15 protein-coding genes are annotated in these 19896 nt (G+C 59.9%); 9 read left to right on the top strand and 6 right to left on the bottom strand.

What is annotated here, in order from left to right; genetic code table 11:
• Positions 1-14: 14 nt before the first annotated feature.
• From ACFO24_RS12140 to acnB, 7 genes are all read left to right on the top strand, one after another.
• Positions 15-329: a 4a-hydroxytetrahydrobiopterin dehydratase gene (locus tag ACFO24_RS12140; RefSeq protein ID WP_377738585.1), complete on the top strand. Its 315-nt coding sequence runs from the start codon at positions 15-17 to the stop codon at positions 327-329.
• A complete protein-coding gene (phhA, locus tag ACFO24_RS12135; RefSeq protein ID WP_377738584.1) occupies positions 326-1201 on the top strand; it encodes a phenylalanine 4-monooxygenase in 876 nt (291 codons plus the stop codon). The genes ACFO24_RS12140 and phhA overlap by 4 nt, the downstream gene beginning before the upstream one ends.
• Entirely contained in the window at positions 1198-1902 is a 705-nt protein-coding gene (locus ACFO24_RS12130; RefSeq protein ID WP_377738583.1) for an SDR family NAD(P)-dependent oxidoreductase, read from the top strand. The genes phhA and ACFO24_RS12130 overlap by 4 nt, the downstream gene beginning before the upstream one ends.
• A gap of 203 nt (positions 1903-2105) precedes the next feature.
• Positions 2106-3092, top strand: coding sequence for a malate dehydrogenase (locus ACFO24_RS12125; RefSeq protein ID WP_207574219.1), 987 nt, complete (start codon positions 2106-2108; stop codon positions 3090-3092).
• 181 nt (positions 3093-3273) lie between these two features.
• The gene (locus tag ACFO24_RS12120; RefSeq protein WP_377738582.1) at positions 3274-4299 is read left to right on the top strand and encodes an HpcH/HpaI aldolase/citrate lyase family protein; all 1026 of its coding nucleotides are present in this window, start codon (positions 3274-3276) and stop codon (positions 4297-4299) included.
• Positions 4300-4323: 24 nt separating this feature from the next.
• Complete coding sequence (locus tag ACFO24_RS12115) at positions 4324-4923, top strand: hypothetical protein (RefSeq protein WP_377738581.1); 600 nt, start codon at positions 4324-4326, stop codon at positions 4921-4923.
• A gap of 57 nt (positions 4924-4980) precedes the next feature.
• Positions 4981-7575 (top strand): bifunctional aconitate hydratase 2/2-methylisocitrate dehydratase, encoded by a 2595-nt coding sequence (gene acnB, locus ACFO24_RS12110; RefSeq protein ID WP_377738580.1) that lies wholly within the window; start codon positions 4981-4983, stop codon positions 7573-7575.
• A gap of 59 nt (positions 7576-7634) precedes the next feature.
• Here acnB and proX (ACFO24_RS12105) read toward each other — a convergent pair whose 3' ends face one another.
• The 4 genes from proX (ACFO24_RS12105) to proV all read right to left on the bottom strand — a co-directional run bounded on the left by proX (ACFO24_RS12105) (position 7635) and on the right by proV (position 12416).
• Positions 7635-8615 carry a glycine betaine/L-proline ABC transporter substrate-binding protein ProX gene (proX, locus tag ACFO24_RS12105; RefSeq protein ID WP_377738732.1) on the bottom strand — a complete coding sequence of 327 codons (981 nt, stop codon included), beginning with the start codon at positions 8613-8615 and terminating at the stop codon, positions 7635-7637.
• Between the two features lie 199 nt (positions 8616-8814).
• Positions 8815-9816 (bottom strand): glycine betaine/L-proline ABC transporter substrate-binding protein ProX, encoded by a 1002-nt coding sequence (gene proX, locus ACFO24_RS12100; RefSeq protein ID WP_377738579.1) that lies wholly within the window; start codon positions 9814-9816, stop codon positions 8815-8817.
• A 138-nt stretch (positions 9817-9954) separates the two neighbouring features.
• On the bottom strand, positions 9955-11046 hold the full coding sequence (gene proW, locus ACFO24_RS12095) for a glycine betaine/L-proline ABC transporter permease ProW (protein ID WP_377738578.1): 1092 nt from the start codon (positions 11044-11046) through the stop codon (positions 9955-9957).
• Between the two features lie 14 nt (positions 11047-11060).
• Positions 11061-12416 (bottom strand): glycine betaine/L-proline ABC transporter ATP-binding protein ProV, encoded by a 1356-nt coding sequence (gene proV, locus ACFO24_RS12090; protein WP_207574225.1) that lies wholly within the window; start codon positions 12414-12416, stop codon positions 11061-11063.
• A 665-nt stretch (positions 12417-13081) separates the two neighbouring features.
• Between proV and acs the strand changes: the two genes are divergently transcribed.
• Positions 13082-15073: an acetate--CoA ligase gene (gene acs, locus ACFO24_RS12085; RefSeq protein WP_207574226.1), complete on the top strand. Its 1992-nt coding sequence runs from the start codon at positions 13082-13084 to the stop codon at positions 15071-15073.
• 144 nt (positions 15074-15217) lie between these two features.
• Positions 15218-15703 carry a LapA family protein gene (locus ACFO24_RS12080; protein ID WP_377738577.1) on the top strand — a complete coding sequence of 162 codons (486 nt, stop codon included), beginning with the start codon at positions 15218-15220 and terminating at the stop codon, positions 15701-15703.
• Between the two features lie 188 nt (positions 15704-15891).
• Here ACFO24_RS12080 and ACFO24_RS12075 read toward each other — a convergent pair whose 3' ends face one another.
• On the bottom strand, positions 15892-17826 hold the full coding sequence (locus ACFO24_RS12075) for a sigma-54-dependent Fis family transcriptional regulator (RefSeq protein WP_377738576.1): 1935 nt from the start codon (positions 17824-17826) through the stop codon (positions 15892-15894).
• Positions 17827-18195: 369 nt separating this feature from the next.
• Entirely contained in the window at positions 18196-19722 is a 1527-nt protein-coding gene (locus ACFO24_RS12070) for an aldehyde dehydrogenase family protein (protein ID WP_377738575.1), read from the bottom strand.
• Between the last annotated feature and the right edge of the window lie 174 nt (positions 19723-19896).

Raw genomic sequence — 19896 nt, 5'->3', positions numbered from 1 at the left:
CAAGGAGTATTGCTATGCATAAATTCACTTCTACCGAATTACCAGCCGCCTTGGCCCAGGTGCCGCACTGGCGTTACCAAGACGAGCGCGGCGGGTTGATTGCCCGCCAATTTGTTTTTCAGGATTTTGTTCAAGCCATGGGATTTATGACCCAGGTGGCCTTGGTCGCCGAGCGCAGCAACCACCATCCGGAATGGTTCAATGTGTACAACCGGGTGGAGGTGGTGCTCACCACCCATGACGTGCAGGGCTTGTCGCAGCGCGATCTTGATTTGGCCCAAGCGATGGAGCGCATTGCCGCAGCGTGGCCTCCGCAGGAGCCGGCATGAGTGCTGAAAAGCATGGATTGGCTGCCGCCAGCTACCAGCCCCAGCGCCCAGATTGGACGATTGAGCAAAACTGGCAGCACTACAGCGCTGAAGAGCACGCCACCTGGAAAACCTTGTTTGAGCGGCAAAGCCGTCTATTGCCTGGGCGGGCTTGCGATGCTTTCATGCAGGGCTTGCAGGCGCTGGCGATGAGTGCTGAGCACATTCCGAATTTTGAGCAGCTCTCCGAAGAGCTCATGCGCCACACCGGCTGGCAAGTTGTGGCGGTGCCGGGTTTGGTGCCTGATGAGGTGTTTTTTGACCACCTGGCCCATCGGCGTTTTCCGGCGGGGCAGTTTATTCGGCGCAGTGACCAGCTCGATTACTTGCAAGAGCCGGACGTTTTTCACGATGTGTTTGGCCATGTGCCCATGCTCATGCACCCGGTGATGGCTGACTTTATGCAGGCTTACGGCCAGGGGGGGCTGAAAGCCCAATCTCTGGGCTTGCTTGACCAATTGGCTCGGGTGTATTGGTACACCGTGGAGTTTGGGCTGGTGCAGCAAAGCGATGGGTTGCGCATCTACGGGGCCGGAATTGTGTCCTCGGCGACCGAATCGGTCTTTGCCCTGGAGAGTAACTCGCCCCACCGTATCCGGTTCGACCTCGATCGGGTCTTGCGCACCCAGTATCGGATTGATGATTTTCAAGAAATTTACTTTGTCCTGCCCGACCTGGCGGACCTGTTGAACTTGGCCCGCATTGACTTTAAACCCCATTACGAACGGGTGCGTGGGGCACCAAGCCATCTGCCAGGTGTTATCGTCCCGGGCGATCAAGTGCTGACCCAGGGAACGGGGCAGTACCACCACGCACAAGGAGACCGACCGTGAAGCGCAGCCACAAAAAAACCGCCTTAATCACCGGGGCTACAGGCCAACTGGGCTGGGCGGTGGCCAATTTTTTGCATGACCAAGGCTGGCGCTTGTTGCTCTTGGCCCGCAACGGGCAGGCCATGCAACTGGCCTTTGGGCATCTGCCCGATGTGGTGTTGCTGGATGTGGACCTGACCCAGCGCGAGGCCTTGATTGCGCGGGTGCAAGCCGCTTTGGGGCAAGAGGCGCACCTGGATGCCGTGTGCCATCTGGCCGGCGGTTTTCATATGGGCGATGGGGTTGATGCGCTCTCGCTGCCAACGTGGGAGTACTTGCTCAACCTCAATACCACCAGCTTTTTGAATTTGGCTGCCGCCGTGGTGCCTACGCTCAAGCAGCAAGGCGCTGGCCATGTGGTCACGGTCGGGGCGGCTGCAGCAGCCCGCGGACAGGCCCACATGGGGGCCTATTGCGCAGCCAAAAGCGCCTTGCAGCGGCTGACCGAGGCCTTGTCGGCCGAGCTGAAAATGGACGGCATCAATGTCAATTGCGTGCTGCCTACCGTGCTCGATACGCCAGACAACCGCGCCGCCATGCCCGATGCCAACCCCGCCACGTGGGTGCAGCCCAAGGACTTGGCCGAGGTGATTGGCTTTTTAATCTCCGGCGGCGCGCGGGCCATTCATGGTGCGGCCATTCCAGTGGCAGGGCGCGTGTAGCCGAGGTGTTTTTTGGGGTGCTTTGTCAGCACCGAGTCAGAGTACTGAAATTGAGTATTGATATCTTATATAAGACATAAGACAAATTGACCGAAGGCCTTAATCGGCGTTAAACTCTGCGCCTGACGGTGGTGCTTGTAACCGGTTGGTATCTGAAGCAAGCAGCCACCGCGCTGTTTACCACCCACTCGGAGTTCTCATCCATGAGCAAAGCACCTGTTCGCGTCGCCGTCACCGGCGCTGCTGGCCAAATCGGTTACGCCCTGTTGTTCCGCATCGCCTCGGGCGAAATGCTGGGCAAAGACCAGCCCGTCATCCTGCAACTGCTGGAAATTCCTGACGAAAAAGCCCAGAACGCCTTGAAGGGCGTGATCATGGAACTGGAAGACTGTGCTTTCCCCCTGCTGGCTGGCATCGAGGCCCACGCCGACCCCATGACCGCCTTCAAAGACACCGACTACGCCCTGCTGGTCGGTGCCCGTCCGCGCGGCCCCGGTATGGAGCGCTCGGACCTGCTGGCGGCCAATGCCCAAATCTTTACCGCCCAGGGCAAGGCCCTGAACGCGGTGGCCAGCCGCAACGTCAAAGTGCTGGTGGTCGGCAACCCCGCCAACACCAACGCCTACATCGCCATGAAGTCGGCCCCCGATCTGCCGGCGAAAAACTTCACCGCCATGCTGCGCCTGGATCACAACCGTGCCGCTTCGCAACTGGCTGCCAAAACCGGCACCAAAGTGGGCGACATCCGCAAGCTGACTGTGTGGGGCAACCACTCGCCCACCATGTACGCTGACTACCGCTTTGCTACCGTGAATGGCGAAAGCATCAAAGACAAAATCAACGACCAGGTGTGGAACAAAGACGTGTTCCTGCCCACCGTGGGCAAGCGCGGCGCCGCCATCATTGCAGCGCGTGGCCTGTCGTCGGCCGCCTCGGCAGCCAACGCCGCCATTGACCACATGCGCGACTGGGCCCTGGGCTCCAACGGCGAATGGGTGACCATGGGCGTGCCTTCCAATGGCGAGTACGGCATTCCTGCCGGCATCGTGTTTGGCTTCCCTGTGACCACCGAAAACGGCGAGTACAAAATTGTCGAAGGCCTGGAAATTGACGCGTTCTCGCAAGAGTGCATCAACACCACCTTGGCCGAGCTGCAAGGCGAACAAGACGGTGTAAAACACCTGCTCTGATAAAGCAGAGCTGTTTCCGCTGGTAAACAAAGGATTTCAAGGTTTTTAAGCCTTGAAATCCTTGATTTAAGAGCGGTAATAGCTCCTTTTTTTAGAGAAATGCTGCAACGGTTTTTGATGAAAAAACTGTTGCACCATTGCTTTATCCGATTTTATTTTTGGCTTTTTGCTTTACTCCTGCATGACCACGACCTCGCACCCCCAAGACATTTTGCTCGGCGCCCAAGCGGCCGCCCCCGTCTTGCCCGTGTGCGATCACTTCAGTGGCCAGCCTGAGCGCATGCGCAAAAGCCTGCAATTGCAGGCGCAAATGACCGCCGAGCTGGGGCGCTGCGTATTCGATGTCACCCTCGACTGCGAAGACGGTGCCACGGTGGGGCAAGAAGTGGCCCATGCCAATGCGGTCGCGGCCTTGGTGCGCGAACATGCTGCTGCACACCCTGATGCCCGCATTGCCGTGCGCGTGCATGCGCTGGACCATCCCGCCTTTGTCGATGATGTGGCCCGCATCGTTGGCCAAGTGGGCGACAAGCTCACCCACGTCATGCTGCCCAAGGCAGAAACCGTCGATCAAGTCGATTGGGTGGCCCGGGCGCTGGACCGCGCCTATGGCCCGCGCCTGCCCTTGCATGTGCTGATTGAATCGCCCGCTGCGGTGCAGCAAGCTTTTGCCATCGCCGCCCATCCGCGCGTGCAAAGCATCAGTTTTGGGCTGATGGACTTTGTCTCGGCCCACGGCGGTGCCATTCCCGCCAGCGCCATGGGCGTGCAAGGCCAGTTCGAGCACCCCCTGGTGCTGCGGGCCAAGCTGGAAATTGCCGCCGCCTGCCATGCCCATGGCAAAGTGCCCTCGCACTGCGTCGTAACCGAATTTAAAGACACCGCTGCGCTGACCCAAGCCGCCCGCCAAGCCAGCCAACGCCTGGGCTACACCCGCATGTGGAGCATTCACCCGGCGCAAATTCGGCCCATCGTGGCCACGTTTGCCCCGGCAGCCGATGCCGTGGCCACGGCCGCAGCGATTTTGCTGGCGGCCGAAAGCGCCCACTGGGGCCCCATCAGCCATGAAGGGGTTTTGCACGATCGCGCCAGCTACCGCTATTACTGGCAAGTATTGCAACGCGCAGCGCAAACCGGGCTGACTTTGCCCGACAATGTGCGCCGCTGGTTTGCCGAGGATGGCCAGCCAGTTGCATCCCATTGTTAAGAGAGAAATTTCGCTGGAGTTTGTATGAAACACCTGGTTGCCTCCACCCTATTGCTGTTGCCCCTGTGGGCCATCGCTGCGCCAGCCACCCCCGCCCCTGCCGCTAAAAAAGCCCCAGCCGCCACAGCCAAGGCACCGGCCAAGGCCCCGGTGAAGAAAACCGTCGCCAAAGCGCCCGCCAAGGCACCGGCCAAAGCCTCCGCCAAAAAAGCCGCTGCTGCTGCAGCCGTTGGAGGGGCCGCCGCTGTGGCCAGCGCTGGCGCGGCCGATCAGCCCTTGACCGCAGAAGCCCTGGCCATTGCCGAGCAGGTACACACCGGCACGATTGGCTGCGAGCTGGGCAAGCATGTGAACGTGGAGCGCGATGGCGGCAAGCCCGGTTATTTCAAAGTCACCGGCAACGGCTTTAACTACCACATGAGCCCGGTGGTCACCTCCACCGGGGCTGTGCGTTTGGAAGACACCCGTGCCGGCGCTGTGTGGCTGCAGATTGCCAACAAATCGATGCTGATGAACCAGAAGATTGGTCAGCGTCTGGCCGACGAATGCATGAGCACGGCCCAATTGCAAGTGGCCGAAGCGCTCAAGAAAAACCCCCTGCCCAACCTGCTGGAAGGGCGCTAGGGGCTGCAAGTTTTTACGTTTATCCCTTTTATACAACTACCTTTGGAGAGAGCAAGCATGTTGCAAGCCTACCGTGAACACGTGGCCGAACGCGCCAAGTTGGGCATCCCCCCCTTGGCCCTGGATGCCAAACAAGTGGCCGATGTGATCGAGCTGATCAAGAACCCGCCCGCCGGTGAAGAAGCCTTTTTGCTGGACTTGCTCACCCACCGCGTGCCGCCCGGCGTGGACGATGCAGCCAAGGTCAAGGCCAGCTTCCTGGCCGCTGTGGCCCATGGTGACATTCAAGTTGGCCTGATCTCCAAAGCCAAGGCCACCGAGCTGCTGGGCACCATGGTCGGTGGCTACAACGTACACCCCCTGATCGAGTTGCTGGACGACGCCGAAGTGGCCCAGGTGGCCGCCGATGCCCTGAAAAAGACGCTGTTGATGTTTGACTACTTCAACGACGTGGCCGACAAAGCCAAGGCTGGCAATGCCAAAGCCAAAGAAGTGATGCAGTCCTGGGCCGATGCCGAGTGGTTCACCAGCCGCCCCAAAGTGGCCGAGAAAATCACCGTCACCGTGTTCAAGGTGCCCGGCGAGACCAACACCGACGACCTGTCGCCCGCCCCGGATGCCACCACGCGCCCTGACATCCCCATGCACTACCTGGCGATGCTGAAAAACGCACGCCCCGATGCCGCCTTCAAGCCTGAGCAAGATGGCGTGCGCGGCCCCATCCAGTTCATCGAAGACCTGAAGAAAAAAGGCCACACCGTGGCCTACGTGGGCGACGTGGTGGGCACCGGCTCCAGCCGTAAATCGGCCACCAACAGCGTGATCTGGGCCACCGGCGAAGACATTCCCTTTGTGCCCAACAAGCGCTTTGGCGGTGTAACGCTGGGCGGCAAGATTGCCCCCATCTTCTTTAACACCCAAGAAGATTCCGGCTCGCTGCCCATCGAAGTGGACGTTTCCAAGATGGAAATGGGCGATGTCATCGACATCTTCCCCTACGAAGGCAAGATCGAAAAAGACGGCACCAAGATTGCCGACTTCCAGCTCAAGAGCCAAGTGCTGCTGGACGAAGTGCAAGCCGGCGGCCGTATCAACCTGATCATTGGCCGCGCCCTGACCGCCAAAGCCCGCGAAACCCTGGGGCTGCCCGCTTCCACCGTTTTCCGCCTGCCGCAAGTACCGGCCGAAACCAAGGCTGGCTTTACCCTGGCGCAAAAAATGGTGGGCCGCGCCTGCGGTCTGCCCGAAGGTCAAGGCGTGCGCCCCGGCACTTACTGCGAACCCAAGATGACCACCGTGGGCTCGCAAGACACCACCGGCCCTATGACGCGCGACGAGCTGAAAGACCTGGCCTGCCTGGGCTTCTCGGCCGACATGGTGATGCAGTCGTTCTGCCACACCGCCGCCTATCCCAAGCCGGTGGACGTGAAAACCCACCGCACCCTGCCGGACTTCATCAGCAGCCGTGGTGGCGTGTCGCTGCGCCCTGGCGACGGCGTGATCCACAGCTGGCTCAACCGCCTGCTGCTGCCCGATACCGTGGGCACGGGCGGTGACTCGCACACGCGTTTCCCGATTGGTATTTCCTTCCCTGCAGGCTCGGGCCTGGTGGCCTTTGGTGCTGCCACCGGTGTGATGCCGCTGGACATGCCCGAATCGGTGCTGGTGCGCTTCAAGGGCGAGCTGCAGCCGGGCGTGACCCTGCGCGATCTGGTGCATGCCATCCCGCTGTACGCCATCAAGGCCGGTTTGCTCACGGTGGCCAAGGCGGGCAAGAAGAACATTTTCTCGGGCCGCATTCTGGAAATCGAAGGTCTGCCCAAGCTGAAAGTGGAGCAAGCGTTTGAGTTGTCCGACGCTTCGGCCGAGCGCTCGGCCGCTGGTTGCACGATCAAGCTGGACAAAGAGCCGGTCATCGAGTACCTGAAGTCCAACATCGTGCTGATGCAAAACATGATTGCCGACGGCTACCAAGACGCGAAAACCCTGCAGCGCCGCATCGAAAAAGTGCAAGCCTGGCTGGACAACCCCCAGCTGCTGGAAGCCGACAAAGATGCCGAGTACGCCGCCGTGATCGAGATCGACCTGGCCGACATCAAAGAGCCCATCGTTTGCTGCCCGAACGATCCGGACGACGCCAAGTTCCTGTCCGAAGTGTCCGGCACCAAGATCGACGAAGCCTTTATCGGTTCGTGCATGACCAACATCGGTCACTTCCGCGCTGCAGCCAAGCTGCTGGGCGGCCAGCGCGACATTCCGGCCAAGCTGTGGGTGGCCCCGCCGACCAAGATGGACGAGAGCGAGCTGATCAAAGAAGGCCACTACGCTGCCTTTGGCGCCGCTGGTGCGCGTACCGAGCTGCCCGGCTGCTCGCTGTGCATGGGCAACCAGGCGCAGGTGCATGAAGGCGCGACGGTGATTTCTACCTCCACCCGCAACTTCCCCAACCGCTTGGGCCGCAACACCAACGTGTTCCTGGGCTCGGCCGAACTGACCGCCATCGCCGCCCGTCTGGGCAAGCTGCCCACCCCGGCCGAGTACCTGGCCGAGATGGGCGTGATCGATGCCGACAAGGACAGCGTCTACCGCTACATGAACTTCAATGAAATTGAAGAGTATGTGGAAAATGCCAAGAAGGCTGTCGTTGCCTGATAGGCCACGGTTGCGGTAACGCGCAAACCCCGCCAGACAGTGCGTCTGGCGGGGTTTTTTTATTTGGCTGCGGCGGCCAAGGCCTGAGCGATCCAGCCATCAAACGTGGCCTGGTGGGCTTTGATCCAGCCATCGACGTGGCGCTGCACGTCGGCATCCTTGTTTTCGCCCTGGCTCATCAGGTGGTTTTGCGCGTTGATGTCGGCCAGAGGCAGGCGCATGATTTCAAACAGCTTGGCGGCGGCTGGGTTGGCATCTGTCCACGCTTTGTTGGCGACGATTTGCTGTTTGTTCACGACAAAACCGTAGTTCTTGCCGTTGGGCAAGGTGGTGTCCAGCCCTTTTTGTTCCCCTGGCATGGCGGAAAAGGGCACTTCCAGCCACACCACATCTTTGCCAGGGATGAGTTCGTTGCTCACCCAATACGGTGTCCAGGTGTAGTACAGAACGGGTTGGCCGGCCTTGAAGCGCGCCAGGGTGTCGGCAATCAGGGCCGCGTAGTTGCCTTGCTGGTGGGTGATGGTGGGGCGCAATGTATACGCATCCAAATGGTGTTCGACCACGGCCTCGCAGCCCCAGCCTGGGGTGCAGCCGGCCAGGTCGGCTTTGCCATCGCCGTCCGTGTCGAACAGGGCCGCCAGCTTGGGGTCTTGCAGCTGGGCGATGTTGGTGATGTTGTAGTGATCGGCGGTTTTCTTATCGATCAGATAGCCCTGGGCGGCGTTGCTGATGTATTCGCCTTGGCGGTAGAACTTGGCATCGCCGCCCGCGTTTTTGTAGAAGTCGGCGTGCAGCGGGTTCCAGTGCGAGGCGATGAAGGTGGCATCGCCCGAGGCAATCGACATGTAGGCGGTGGGGTAGTCCACGTCTTTGTAGGGCTGGACGGTGTAGCCCAGTTGCTCTAGCGCCCGCATGACCAGCAGGTGCTGGAAGTTTTCTTCCGGAACCGGATTTTTCACGGGTTTGACGGTGATGCCTTTGCCAGGCAGCGTATCGGCCGCGTAGGCATGGTTGCCGAATGTGCTGGTGGTGTAGGCCATGAAGGCCAGGCCGCAACTGATGGCCAGTGTTTTGCACACCTGGCCCAGCTTGCGGCCGCCGGGATGTGAGATGGTGGGATGGGTGCTGGGGGTGAAGCTTGAAAAAATACGCATGCGCTGAAGGTCTCCTTGAATGTAAAAGTCAGGCAGGATAAAAAAATGCCACTCCCAGGAAGGAAGTGGCATGCGGGGGGATGCTTTACTTGGCGGCTGCTTTGGCTTTGGCAATCCAGCCATCAAACGTGGCCTGGTGGGCCTTGATCCAGCCATCGACGTGGCGCTCGATGTCGGCGGGCTTGTTCTGGCCTTGGCTCATCAGGTGGTTTTGGGCGTTGATGTCGGCCACGGGCAGTTGCATGGTTTCAAACAGCGTGGCGGCCGCTGGGTTTTTCTCGGCCCAGGCTTTGTTGGCCACGATTTGCTGGTTGTTCACCACAAAGCCGTAGTTTTTGCCGTTGGGCAGCTTGGTGTCCAGCCCTTTTTGCTCGCCGGGCAGCGAGGAAAAAGGCACCTCCAGCCAGACCACATCCTGGCCGGGCTTGAGTTCGTTGCTCACCCAGTAGGGCGTCCAGGTGTAGTAAAGCACGGGCTGGCCCGCTTTGAAGCGGGTGATGGTGTCGGCAATCAGCGCCGAGTAGCTGCCCTGCTGGTGGGTGACGGTGCCGCGCAGTTGGTAGGCCTCCAGGTGGTGTTCAATCACCGCTTCGCAGCCCCAGCCGGGGTTGCAGCCAGTGAGGTCGGCCTTGCCATCGCCGTCGTTGTCAAAGATTTTGGCAATCGCCGGGTCTTTGAGCTGGTCAATGTGGGTGATCTTGTATTGGTCGGCGGTTTTCTTGTCGATCAAATACCCCTGGGCGGCATTGCCGGAGTAAATGCCTTTGCGAAACAGTTTGGCCTCGCCGCCGGCGTTTTTAAAGTAATCGGCGTGCAGGGGGTTCCAGTGGTCGGCCAAAAAGGTGGCATCGCCATTGCCAATGGCGACGTGGGCGGTGGGGTATTCCACTTCTTTGATGGGCTGCACCTCGTAGCCCAGTTGCTCCAGCGCTTTCATGACCAGCAGGGTTTGGAATGTTTCTTCGGCAATCGAGCTTTTCAGGGGCAGCACCGAGATGCCCTTGCCGGGCAGGTCAGCAGCGTGTGCGCTTAAGCCGGCCAGGGCCAGGGCGGCGGCAACGAGGGTGGGGCGGAAAAGTTTGTTCATCAGAGTCTCCTGTTCAACGAAGTGGGTGAAATAAATGCTTATTAAATAAAGAGCTGTTACCGCTTTTAAATCAATGATTTTTTATTAAAAACAATAAAAATTACTATTAAATAAAGCGGTTACAGCTATTAGTTTTGACTATTTGCGGTGCAGCAACAAGCCCAGTGGCCCTTGTTGCCACCAGCGTTGGTTGCCCCGGCGCGGCTCGCCCATGGCTTGGGTGATGCGGTCCAGCACAATGGCCAGCAGCACAATGCCCAGGCCGCCGATGGTGGCCAGCCCCATGTCCAGGCGACCAATGCCGCGCAGCACCATCTGGCCCAGGCCGCCGACGGCGATCATCGAGGCGATAACCACCATCGACAGGCTCAGCATCAGCGCCTGGTTGATGCCCGCCATGATGTTGGGCATGGCCAGGGGCAGCTGCACCTTCCACAGCAATTGCCAGGGCGAGGCACCGTAGGCACGGCTGGCTTCGATCAGGTCGGGGCGCACTTGGCGAATGCCCAGGTTGGTCAGGCGCACCAGCGGGGGCAGGGCAAACACGATGGTCACAATCACCCCCGGCACGTTGCCAATGCCAAACAGCATCACCACCGGTACCAGATAGACAAAGGCTGGCGTGGTTTGCATGGCATCGAGCAGCGGGCGCAGCAGGCTTTGCGCGCGGTTGCTGCTGGCCAGCAAAATGCCCAGCGGCAGGCCAATCACAATGCAAAACACCAAAGAAGTCAGCACCAGCGAGAGGGTGACCATGGCCTCGGGCCAGATGCCCAGCAGGGCAATCAGTGCCAGCGAAATGGCCGTGCCCATGGCCAGGGCGCGGCTGGAAAATTGCCAGGCGATCAGCGCCAGCAGCACCGTCAGCACTGGCCAGGGCATGGCCTGCAGGGTGTTTTCTACGCCGGTCAAGGTGGCATCAATGGGGGTGCGCACGGCTTGAAAGAAGGGGCGAAAGTGGGTTACCACCCAGTCCAGCCCTTGGTTAATGGCGCTTTGAATTGGCAGGCCATCGTGCAGCAGCTGGCTCCACCAATCGGTGGGCGCGGCATCGGTGGCGGCGGTGTTGCTCAGCCAATCGGTGTCGGCGCTGCTGCTGGCCGTGCTGGCGGCATCGCTGGCCCCCCAGGGGTCGGCGGCAGGGGCAGCGGTTTCGGCCGGGGCACTGGCGGCGCTCCATGGGTCGTCGTTGGCGGGGGTGGGGAGGGTATTGGTTGTTGTATCACTCATAGCGGGCATCTCACTCATGCGGCATCTCCGGGGCGGGCAGTGGCAGGGGCGCGATCACTGCCACTGTCGCTGTCACTGTGTTCGGTCAGCACGGCAGGCAGGTCGGTCTGACCGGATGGGAATTCGGGATTGAGCTTGAGCGGCGGGCGCTCGTCTTGCGGTGGCAGCAGCGGCGGGGTGTCGCGGTCCAAAAAGCGCAGCAAGGTGGTGCGGCTGATTACGCCCAGGTAGCGCTCTTGCGCATCAATGACCGGCAGGGCAAAGGGCAGCGAGGCGGCCAAGCCAAACAAATCGGCCACGGGTGTCTCGGCCTGGATGGGGGTGACCTGGGGCAAAAATGCACGCTGCAGCCCCAGGGGGCCTTGGTGCCCGCGCAAGGCATCGCGCAGCGATTGGGAGGAGACCACGCCCATGAAGCGCTTGTTGGTGCTGAGCACGTAGGCGTACTCATAGTCCATGTCTTCCATCAGGCGCAGCGTGGCGCGGCAGCCGCGGTCGGCCTGTTCGGAAAACACCGTCAGCGCTTGGCGGGCAATGTCCCCGGCTTTGAACACCACCGAGGCATCCACCCCTTGCACAAAGCTGCGCACGTAGTCGTCAGCCGGTTCGCGCAGGATTTCGTCGGGCGTGCCCACCTGCACCACGTGGCCATCTTTCATGATGGCGATGCGGTCGCCAATGCGCATGGCCTCGTCCAGATCGTGCGAGATAAAGACGATGGTGCGGCGCTTGATCTGCTGCAGGCGCAGCAGCTCGGACTGCATCTCGGTGCGGATGATGGGGTCCAGGGCGGAGAAGGCCTCGTCCATCAGCAAGATGGCGGGGTCGGCCGCCAGGGCGCGGGCCAAACCCACGCGCTGCTGCATGCCGCCGGACAGCTCATCGGGGTAGCTGGCCCCCCAGCCGGCCAGGCCCACTTGCTCCAGCGCGGCTTCGGCCGCTTGCTGGCGCTGGGCTTTGTCCACCCCGGCCAGCTCCAGACCAAAGGCGGTGTTGTCCTGCACCGTCATGTGCGGCATCAGTGCAAAGGATTGAAACACCATGGAAATGTCTTTGCGCCGCAGCTCGCGCAGGGCTTTGTCGTCCAGGGCGTTGATGTCCTGGCCGTCGATCAGGATGCGCCCGGCCGTCGGCTCGATCAAGCGGTTGAGCATGCGCACCAAGGTGGATTTGCCCGAGCCCGACAGGCCCATGACGACGAAGATTTCTCCAGCCTGGATATCAAAGTGCGCGTCAAACACGCCAATGGACTGGCCGGTTTTTTCAAGAATGTGCTGTTTGGAATGCCCTTGGCGCACCAGCTCCAGCGCGTGCTGGGGTTTGTCACCAAAGACTTTGAAAACATGCTCGATGTGGATGGATTTAGCCACTGGTTGTCCTCTTTTGTTGAATGTTGTCGAGGGTTGAACACAGTGCAGCCGACCGCTTGCCAAGCAAACGGTATGCCTACACGAGAAACCAATTTTTTGAAAGCGACCAGCACACCGCACAAGCTACTGTGCGTGAAGAACCACAAAGACGGCCAAGCAAGCCGCCGGGTCGAGTCCGCATGGTGCCCAGAAAGCACGCAAGGACTGCTGTGAAAGGAGTTGGTGAGAAGCAACCAACGGCAAAAGACCGCCAGGCACTTTTCGCCAGATCCCAAGCCTGCCGTAGGCATTGCCAGGGAAGAAAAGTCCGTGCACCAGAGCCAAAAAATTGGCCTGTGGCAGCGCCTGAATCCGTAAGACACACAGGCAGCTACCGGGTCGTTCCGCTGCAAAAGCAGGGGATTACCTGCATTGCAGGTTGTTAAGAGGGTGTTAATTGTATTGATTGAGTGTTAAAAAGTCAATGATCTTTTTCTGAATGAGGCAAAAAAGGGTGTTTTACGGGTTTTCCCGGAACAAAACGAGGCTTCAAATCTTGCGTTTCGTCAGTAGGCTGTAAGTCCCTAGGGCGACAGTAACTAGCGTTTAGTCGCTTGGATTGATGTCGCGCATGGGGCATCAGCCAAAGTGGCTAGAGAGTCAAAAAATTTTTAAGGAGACAACGCATGTCATCGAATGCAATCCAGTCTGTTCTGGTTGAAAACCGTGTTTTTCCCCCTTCGGAAGCCGTGCAAAAAGCCGCCCGTATTTCTGGCATGGCCAATTACCAAGCCCTGTGCGCAGAGGCTGAAAACGACTATGAAGGTTTCTGGGCCCGCCTGGCCCGTGAAAACGTGGTGTGGAGCAAACCCTTCACCCAGATCCTGGATGAAAGCAATGCTCCGTTCTACAAGTGGTTTGCCGATGGTGAGTTGAACGCCAGCGCCAACAGCCTGGACCGCCACATGGGCACCCCCACCGAGAACAAAACCGCCATCATTTTTGAAGCCGACGATGGCCAGGTCACCAAAGTCACCTACCGCGAACTGCTGGACCGGGTGAGCCAGTTTGCCAATGGCCTGAAAGCGCGGGGCGTGAAAAAAGGCGACCGCGTGCTGCTGTACATGCCCATGACCATCGAAGGCGTGGTGGCCATGCAGGCCTGCGCCCGCTTGGGGGCCACCCACAGCGTGGTGTTTGGCGGCTTCTCGGCCAAGGCTGTGCAAGAGCGCATTGTCGATGTGGGTGCGGTGGCCGTCATCACGGCCAACTACCAAATGCGGGGTGGTAAAGAGCTGCCCCTGAAAGCCATCGTGGACGAAGCCATTGCCATGGGCGGCTGCGAGAGCATCAAAAACGTGTTCGTGTACGAGCGCACCGCTTCGCCCTACGCCAAGGAAGCGGGCCGCGACGTGCCTTTCTCCGAGCTGCTGGCTGGTCAATCGACCGATTGCCCGCCCGTGCCCGTGAATGCCGAGCATCCTCTGTTTGTGCTCTACACCAGCGGCTCCACCGGCAAGCCCAAGGGCGTGCAGCACTCCACCGGCGGCTACATGCTGTGGGCACGCCAAACCATGCGTTGGTCGTTTGACGTGCAGGACAGCGATGTCTTCTGGTGCACGGCCGACATTGGCTGGATCACCGGCCACACCTATGTGGCTTACGGCCCGTTGGCCGCAGGGGCCACGCAAATCGTCTTTGAAGGCGTGCCCACCTACCCCAATGCGGGCCGCTTCTGGCAGATGATTGAGCGCCACAAGTGCACCATTTTCTACACCGCACCGACGGCCATCCGCTCGCTGATCAAGGCCTCGGAAGCCGATGCTGCCGTACACCCCAATGCCTCTGACCTGAGCAGCCTGCGCATCCTGGGTTCGGTCGGTGAGCCGATCAACCCCGAAGCCTGGATGTGGTACTACAAACACGTGGGCCAAGAGCGCTGCCCGATCGTCGATACCTTCTGGCAGACCGAAAACGGCGGCCACATGATCACGCCGCTGCCCGGTGCCACGCCGCTGGTGCCTGGTTCTTGCACGCTGCCGCTGCCTGGCATCACCGCCGCCATCGTGGACGAGGCCGGGCATGACCTGCCCAACGGCGCAGGCGGCATGCTGGTGGTCAAGCGCCCCTGGCCTTCGATGATTCGCAACATCTGGGGCGACCCCGAGCGTTTCAAGAAAAGCTATTTCCCTGAGGAGCTGGGTGGCAAAACCTACCTGGCTGGCGACGGTGCCGTGCGCAGCGAAGACCGGGGTTACTTCCGCATCACGGGCCGCATTGATGATGTGCTGAACGTTTCGGGCCACCGCATGGGCACCATGGAGATCGAATCGGCCCTGGTGGCCAAGACCGATCTGGTGGCCGAAGCCGCCGTGGTGGGCCGCCCGGACGATCTGACGGGCGAGGCCATCTGCGCCTTCGTGGTTTTGAAGCGCCCCGTGCCGACCGGCGACGAGGCCAAAGCCATTGCCAAAGAGTTGCGCGACTGGGTGGCCAAAGAAATTGGGCCGATTGCCAAGCCCAAGGACATCCGTTTTGGCGAGAACCTGCCCAAAACCCGCTCCGGCAAAATCATGCGCCGTCTGCTGCGCTCGCTGGCCAAGGGCGAGACCATCACCCAAGACACCAGCACGCTGGAGAACCCTGCCATCCTCGATCAGTTGGCCAATACCAACTGATGAATGCTTGAACGGCACGCTCCGCGCGGGAGGTACCGGGCCATAGACAAAAGCCACCTTGATTTTTCAGGGTGGCTTTTTTATCTGGGCATCTGCCGTCACAATGCGCACTATTTTGAGAGAAAACTATCAGGAGTTTGGACTATGAAAGCACGCACCGCCTTGCTGGTTCTGATTGTGGCCTTGCTGGGGTATTTGGCCTTTTTTAACTTTTCCACCTTGGCGCAAGACGTGCCGATGTCGCTCGGCTTTACCGAGGTACACGGCCCTCTGGGTTTGGTCATGCTGGCGTTGTACGGCCTGATGGCCGCGATTTTCTTGGCCTATGTGATTGCCATGCAGGCCACTTGGCTGCTGGAAGTGCGTGCGCACAACAAAGCCCTGCAGGCGCAGCGTGAGCTGGCCGAAAAAGCCGAAATCTCCCGCTTTACCGAGTTGCGTGGGGCGCTGGATGACAAGCAAACACAATGGGAAAAGCGCGTGATGGAGCGCCTTGATGCCCTGGAAAATCACCTCAAAGCCCGCGCCGAAGAAAGTGACAACGTGCACGCTGCGTACCTGGGCCAGCTTGAAGAGCAGCTGCGCAATCAGCCGGGCAAGGAGTCGCCCCCTGCGCTGGGCCAGCAATAGCAGGCAATAAAGAGGGCATTGCCCTAAGAACGTGTTCACAATCTCCTCGCGGGTGTGCAGTCGCGGTCTCGGGCGGTCTGCGGCGTTGCAAATCCTCGCCATAGCTACGGCTATGGCTGTGGTTTGCGCCTTGCAGCCCATCCCGATCCGCATCCCGCACCCCTTCGCGTGGAGATCATGAACACGTTCTAAAACTGGTTTGCGTTCTTAGGCAAGGGGAGAAGCCCCTTCTTGCGGTAGAAGGTGTTGCGTGAAATTCCGAGGACTTTGGCCGCTGCCGAGACATTTCCTTGGTGCTCAGCCAGGGCCTGGGCCATGCGCTGCAAGGTCAGGTCGTTCAGTTTATGGGTTTCTTGGCCGAAATCGAAATTTTCCATAGCTGTTGGCGCTTTGTGTTCAACGGTTTCTTGGTAATCATCCAGAAAATCATCGGGTAAATCTGCGCAAGTCACTATGCTTTCTTCTTCTGCCGTTGCGCAGGCCATGACGCAGGCGGTGCGCAGCACATTGTGCAGTTGGCGCACATTGCCTGGCCAGGGGTAGCTGAGAAAGCGCTGTAGAACCTCGGGGGCCAGGGTGCAGGTGGCCCCTTCGGGCTGCACGGCTTGCAGCACTTTGGCAATCACGGCAGGTAAATCGGTGCGTTCGCGCAGAGCGGGCAGGCGTACGGCCAAGCCGTTGAGGCGGTAGTACAGGTCTTCGCGGAACAAGCCCTGGGCGATGCGGGTCTTCAAGTCTTGGTGCGTTGCGCAGACCACGGCAATGTCGATGGGGATGTCCTTTTCGCTGCCCAGCGGGCTGATGCGCCGCTCCTGCAGCACGCGCAGCAGCCGCGCCTGCAGGGACAGGGGCATGTCGCCAATCTCATCCAAAAATAGCGTGCCGCCGTGCGCCTGGGCGATTTTGCCGACGGCGCCCTTCTTGCGGGCTCCGGTAAACGCGCCATCGGCGTAGCCAAAGAGTTCGGCCTCAATCAGCGATTCAGGAATGCTCGCGCAGTTCACTGCAATAAACGGCTGGTTGGCCCGGGCCGAGTCCTGGTGCCAAGCGCGGGCCAGTAAATCCTTGCCGGTGCCGGTTTCGCCCAGCAGCATGACGGGGATGTTTTTGTCCAGCACTTTGCGCAGCCGGGCAATGGTGTGCGCCAGCTGCGTGTCGCCCGTGTCCAGGTATTGCAGGTGGGAGAGCCGCTGGGGCAGGGTGGTGGGGGTGTTGTGGGGTGCTGCGGCCGTTGTGGGGCGCTGCACGGCCTCGGTAGAAGGCGGTAGATGGATGCGGCAAGCAACCAAAACACCGCTCTCCAGCATGAGTTGCTGCGCGCAGGCTTGTAACAGCTCGGTCAGTGGGTGGCGAAACAGCATGGAAAAGTGCTGTGTAGGGACTGATTGGGGCTGCGCATCGGTCAAGCTGCATTGAAATTGGGCACTGCGGTTAAGGCTGAGCAACTGCCCATCGGGCGAGAAAACGGCGATGCCTTCCATCAGGGTGCCCAAAAATTCGGGCCGTGCATGAAAGTGAATGCGAATGGCCTGCGGAAACTGCGCCGCCAGCATCTGGTTTTCCAGCATCTGCACCGACATGCGCACCAGCGCCAGGGTGTGCGGGTGGTGACGGTGGTGTTCACTGGTTACGTCCAGCGCCCCCATGAGTTGCCCATGTGGCCCAAAAATGGGGGCACATGCGCAGGCCAGGCTGTGGTTGGCCTGCAGAAAGTGTTCGGCCCCTTGCACGGTGATGGCTTGGCGTTCTTGCAGCGCGGTGCCAATGGCGTTGGTGCCCTGGGCCTGTTCTGACCAATCAACCCCAGGAACCAGGGCCACCTGGTCTGCCTTGGGCAGAAAATCGCGGTCGCCCAGGCTGTGCAGTACCAGGCCACTGGCTGAAGTTAGCACCAAGATGCTGCCGGTATTGTTGATTTGGCTGAACAAATGCTCCATTACCGGGGTGGCGTGCTGGCACAGAAAGCGGTGCTGATCGAGGGCATCGCGCAGCGCTCCCGAGGCCAGCCGCTGGTAATCTGGCGCATCCCGCAAGGCCAAGCCGTAGCGCAGCGAACGCTCATGTGCCAACGTGAGCAGGTGCGCATGGTCGGCAGAGGCCAGGGCCGTGGAGTGCAAGGACATACAGATTTCCCCAAAAAAGAACTACGTTCTTAGCGACGTAACCGGCCCAGTGTGCCCGCCACAGTACGCGTGGACAAGCTGGATATCCCCCAAATTTCTTGTTTTTAATAGCTTTTTACGCTTGATTTGCGTCAATTTAAAGGTATTTAGTTATTAATTCCTTTGTTTGTAAAGCGGAATAAGCTCCTTTTTTTATATCAAATAAAAAATCCCAGCACAAATTTGTACCGGGATTTCTGGTGGATGCGATGGGCTTGACCGGCCAGTCTGTGTGGGTGGCGTACAGGTCGGTGTGGCTTTGTCAAAAGCCAGCGCAGTACTACGCTGGCGCTGAGATGGCGAACACGTGCTTAGAACGTGTTCACGATCTTAGAAAAAGCCCAGCGCTTGCGGGTTGTAGCTGACCAGCAGGTTCTTGGTCTGCTGGTAGTTGGACAGTGCCAGCTTGTGCGTTTCGCGGCCGATGCCCGATTTCTTGTAGCCACCAAAGGCGGCGTGCGCCGGGTAGAGGTGGTAGCAGTTGGTCCACACGCGGCCGGCTTGGATGGCGCGGCCCATGTGGTAGGCGACGGTGCCGTTGCGGCTCCAGACGCCTGCGCCTAGGCCGAACTCGCTGTCGTTGGCGATGCGCACGGCATCTTCCACATCTTTGAAGGTGGTGACGGAGGCGACGGGGCCAAAAATTTCTTCCTGGAACACGCGCATGTCGTTTTTGCCGTACAGCAGTGTGGGTTTGACGAAGAAGCCATCGTTGATTTGTCCACCGGCCCGCAGGCGCTCACCGCCGGTCAGGCACTGGGCCCCTTCTTGGCGGCCAATTTCCACGTAGCCCAGGATGCGCTCGAGTTGCGCTTGCGACACTTGCGCTCCGACCATGGTGGATTTGTCCAGCGGGTGGCCTTGCTTCATGGCTTCGACGCGGGCGATGGCGCGTTCCATAAAGCGCTCATAGATCGACTCTTGCACCAAGATGCGCGAGGGGCAGGTGCAGACTTCGCCTTGGTTGAAGGCGAACATCGAGAAGCCCTCCAGCGCCTTGTCAAAGAATTCGTCATCAGCATCCATCACATCGGCAAAGAAGATGTTCGGGCTTTTGCCGCCCAGCTCCACGGTGGAAGGAATCAGGTTGTCGGCGGCAGCGTGCAGGATGCGCTGGCCCACAGGGGTGGAGCCGGTGAAGGCAATTTTGGCAATGCGCTTGCTGGTGGCCAGCGCCTCGCCAGCCTCTTTGCCGTAGCCATTGACGATGTTGAGCACGCCGGGGGGCAGCAGGTCGGCAATCAGGTCCATCAGCACCAGGATGGACGCGGGGGTTTGCTCGGCCGGTTTCATCACTACGCAGCAGCCAGCGGCCAGGGCAGGGGCCAGTTTCCAGCAGGCCATCAGCAGGGGAAAGTTCCAGGGAATGATTTGCCCGACCACGCCAATGGGCTCGTTGAAGTGGTAGGCCACGGTTTTGGAGTCAATTTCTGAGATCGTGCCCTCTTGCGCACGGATGCAGCCGGCAAAGTAGCGAAAGTGGTCAATGCCCAGGGGAACATCGGCGGCGGTGGTTTCGCGCAGCGGTTTGCCGTTGTCGATGGTTTCTGCGGTGGCCAGCAGGTCGATGTTTTGCTCCATGCGGTCGGCAATTTTCAGCAGGATCAGTGAGCGCTCGGCCACCGAGGTTTTGCCCCATTTTTCCTGTGCAGCGTGGGCGGCATCCAGTGCCAGGTTGATATCGGCCGCATCGGATTGCGCCACCTTGCAAAAGGGTTTGCCGGTAATGGGCGAGACGTTGTCAAAGTAGCGCCCAGCAACGGGGGCCACCCATTTGCCGCCAATGAAGTTGTCGTACTGGGTGCGGTAGGGGAAGGAAAGATCGAGGTTGAAGCGCTTGAATTCAAACATGTCCATGGTGCGGTCTCCGAAAGTTTTGGTTTTACAAAGCCGAGAGTCGGCTGCCAGGTATTAAGCACATTGCGTGCCAAGTTTGATGGCCGCCTTGAAAGCCGCGTATTTAAGGGGCGAGGGCTGCGCAGCAGGGGCTTGCTGGAGGACAGGTGGGCCCAGCGTGGCGTGGCATTTTGG

The organism is Comamonas denitrificans (assembly GCF_042654745.1).
Classification (GTDB): Bacteria; Pseudomonadota; Gammaproteobacteria; order Burkholderiales; family Burkholderiaceae_C; genus Comamonas; species Comamonas denitrificans.
Note: the sequence above shows the minus strand (reverse complement) of the source record. Positions and strands in the feature narration are given on the sequence as shown.

What these genes read in the sequence shown, in the direction of transcription:
- ACFO24_RS12140 (WP_377738585.1), top strand. Translation starts at nt 15, where the DNA reads ATGCATAAATTCACTTCTACCGAATTACCAGCCGCCTTGGCCCAGGTG.
- phhA (WP_377738584.1), top strand. Translation starts at nt 326, where the DNA reads ATGAGTGCTGAAAAGCATGGATTGGCTGCCGCCAGCTACCAGCCCCAG.
- ACFO24_RS12125 (WP_207574219.1), top strand. Translation starts at nt 2,106, where the DNA reads ATGAGCAAAGCACCTGTTCGCGTCGCCGTCACCGGCGCTGCTGGCCAA.
- ACFO24_RS12120 (WP_377738582.1), top strand. Translation starts at nt 3,274, where the DNA reads ATGACCACGACCTCGCACCCCCAAGACATTTTGCTCGGCGCCCAAGCG.
- ACFO24_RS12115 (WP_377738581.1), top strand. Translation starts at nt 4,324, where the DNA reads ATGAAACACCTGGTTGCCTCCACCCTATTGCTGTTGCCCCTGTGGGCC.
- acnB (WP_377738580.1), top strand. Translation starts at nt 4,981, where the DNA reads ATGTTGCAAGCCTACCGTGAACACGTGGCCGAACGCGCCAAGTTGGGC.
- proX (WP_377738732.1), bottom strand. Translation starts at nt 8,615, where the DNA reads ATGGCCTACACCACCAGCACATTCGGCAACCATGCCTACGCGGCCGAT.
- proX (WP_377738579.1), bottom strand. Translation starts at nt 9,816, where the DNA reads ATGAACAAACTTTTCCGCCCCACCCTCGTTGCCGCCGCCCTGGCCCTG.
- proW (WP_377738578.1), bottom strand. Translation starts at nt 11,046, where the DNA reads ATGAGTGATACAACAACCAATACCCTCCCCACCCCCGCCAACGACGAC.
- acs (WP_207574226.1), top strand. Translation starts at nt 13,082, where the DNA reads ATGTCATCGAATGCAATCCAGTCTGTTCTGGTTGAAAACCGTGTTTTT.
- ACFO24_RS12080 (WP_377738577.1), top strand. Translation starts at nt 15,218, where the DNA reads ATGAAAGCACGCACCGCCTTGCTGGTTCTGATTGTGGCCTTGCTGGGG.
- ACFO24_RS12075 (WP_377738576.1), bottom strand. Translation starts at nt 17,826, where the DNA reads ATGTCCTTGCACTCCACGGCCCTGGCCTCTGCCGACCATGCGCACCTG.
- ACFO24_RS12070 (WP_377738575.1), bottom strand. Translation starts at nt 19,722, where the DNA reads ATGGACATGTTTGAATTCAAGCGCTTCAACCTCGATCTTTCCTTCCCC.